This is a genomic window from Polynucleobacter sp. 35-46-11, assembly GCF_002281105.1.
The window spans coordinates 1-2226 of record NZ_NCFJ01000420.1; the positions used below are offsets into that span (position 1 = coordinate 1).

The window sequence follows — 2226 nt, forward strand, 5'->3', positions numbered from 1 at the left end:
GCGTCTGTAATAACGTCCGACATAACTAAAAGGCTCTTTAAGCGTGGCATTGCCGCATACTCCCGATTCGAATCCCATTGATTATATCGATGATGAGGATTTCATTGCCCTAGAAGTTCCTGCTGAGGTCAGCGGAGAGCGCTTAGATAAGTTTCTTGGGGGTGCTTTACCTGATTACTCCCGCAATCGACTCAAAGCTTGGGTTGAGGCTGGGGCAGTCACGGTGGATGGAAAAGTCACCAAAGTACGCCATTTACTGCGCGGAAGCGAGAGCATTAAGGTATTTCCACAGGAAATGCCCGAACAATTTGCCTTTGCCCCGGAAGATATCCCCCTCGATGTTGTCTATGAGGATGATTCCATCATTGTGCTTAATAAACCCGCTGGACTTGTCGTACATCCAGCTGCTGGAAATTGGACGGGAACCCTATTAAATGGCCTGTTATATCGTTTCCCAGAGCTAAAAAATTTACCAAGGGCTGGCATTGTCCATCGCTTAGATAAAGATACGTCTGGACTGATGGTCGTAGCTCGCACGGATATTGCGCAAACCTCACTAGTAAGACAGCTTCAGGAGCGAACTGTTGGGCGGCGCTACCTTTCTTTAGTTTGGGGTGATGCGCCTTCTCAGGGCAAGGTATTGGCAACCGTAGGTCGTGATCAGCGTGATCGCCTCAAAATGGCTGCTGGCTCCGCCCAAGGTAAACCGGCTGCCACTCTGTTCCGACGCTTGGCCAAAGGGACTTTTTTAGAAAGTCCAGTTGCCTTGCTGGAATGCCGTCTGGAAACTGGCCGCACCCATCAAATCCGTGTGCACCTTGAATCTTTGGGCTTCCCACTCTTGGGTGACCCGGTTTATCGCAAAAGAACGCCTGGAGCAGCAAAAACATTACCCTTTAGTCGTCAGGCTCTGCATGCTTATGCCCTCAGTTTGCAGCATCCATCGACACAGGATGTGATGACCTGGTTTAGATTGCCCCCTCAAGATTTAATGAATTTGCTGCCTCTGCTTGGAATGAGTGAGGCAGACCTACCTAAAGAAGATACCTTAATGGCATCCATCAAAAATGATCAGCGCAATTCAGCAGATTGAGCCAACTTGGCTTGTACCCAAGCAAATTCAAGCTTTTTGTACGACTCGGGAGGGTGGGGTTAGTAAACCTCCTTTTAATAGCCTTAATCTCGGGCTGAATGCTGGCGATGATGTAGACGATGTGGTGCAAAACCGCAGAGCCTTACGATCACACCTTCCTGCCGAACCAGCTTGGCTTAAGCAGATTCATGGCACTAAGGTGAGCACTCCGACCTCAAGAAGTGCTTTGCTTAGTGGGCCATTTGAAGCGGATGCCTCTGTTACCAATATTCCAAACGAGGTACTGGCCATCCTAACGGCCGATTGCATGCCGGTATTGTTCTCAAGCAAGAATGGTGATGTTGTTGGGGCAGCTCATGCTGGCTGGCGAGGTCTCAGTGGCGGAGTTTTAGAAAATACCATTCGGGAACTGCGTCATTTATCCCCGGACCTGCTACCAAAAGATATTGTGGTGTGGATGGGTCCTGCAATCGGACCTACTGCATTTGAGGTTGGTGAAGATGTGCTGCAAGCGTTTGCCGGCCAATCTCAAGCTATTTTATCCGAGGCATTTAAATCTATTGCTGGTAGTCCTGGAAAGTATTTTGCCAATTTATATCTACTCGCTCAGGACCGTTTACGCTCTGCTGGCATTGAGAGGGTCTATGGCGGCGACTTTTGCACATCCAGTGATTCAGTAAATTTCTTTTCCTATCGCAGGGACAAAGTAACCGGTCGATTCGCTTCCTTAATTTGGATCGCGGGCAAGACTCCATCTTCGGGTTATTACTAGCTTAGCCCTAGGGCTAGGGTTAGTGCGTATAACCCTTACAGCCTGATAGTTGGAGAATGAACCTAATTAATTAACGAGATCATTATGTTTGCAGGTATGAATACGGGTGTTGCGCCATCTTTGGCACCGCACCACATGGCATTAATTCCACCAGAACGTTTGGCGGAAATTCAAAAGGAATATTTTTCGGAGTTTTCTCAACTCGCAACGAATCCCGAGGCAATTGAAGTAAAAGATCGTCGCTTCTCTGGTAAAGCGTGGCATTCATCTTGGAGCAAGATGATTGCTGCAACCTATTTGCTGAACTCCAAACATCTCATGGCACTTGCTGAGGCTGTGGATACAGATGAAAAAATGAAGG

General features: G+C 48.1%; 2 protein-coding genes and 1 pseudogene. All 3 read left to right on the forward strand.

Going from position 1 to position 2226, the window contains the following annotated elements; genetic code table 11:
- The first annotated feature begins 43 nt into the window (after positions 1 to 43).
- A complete protein-coding gene (locus tag B7Y67_RS15800) occupies positions 44 to 1093 on the forward strand; it encodes an RluA family pseudouridine synthase (protein ID WP_293599456.1) in 1050 nt (349 codons plus the stop codon).
- Complete coding sequence (gene pgeF, locus B7Y67_RS15805; protein WP_293599457.1) at positions 1068 to 1865, forward strand: peptidoglycan editing factor PgeF; 798 nt, start codon at positions 1068 to 1070, stop codon at positions 1863 to 1865. Before B7Y67_RS15800 ends, pgeF begins: the two co-directional genes overlap by 26 nt.
- A gap of 84 nt (positions 1866 to 1949) precedes the next feature.
- Positions 1950 to 2226, forward strand: a pseudogene (locus B7Y67_RS15810) (class I poly(R)-hydroxyalkanoic acid synthase); the annotation flags it as partial.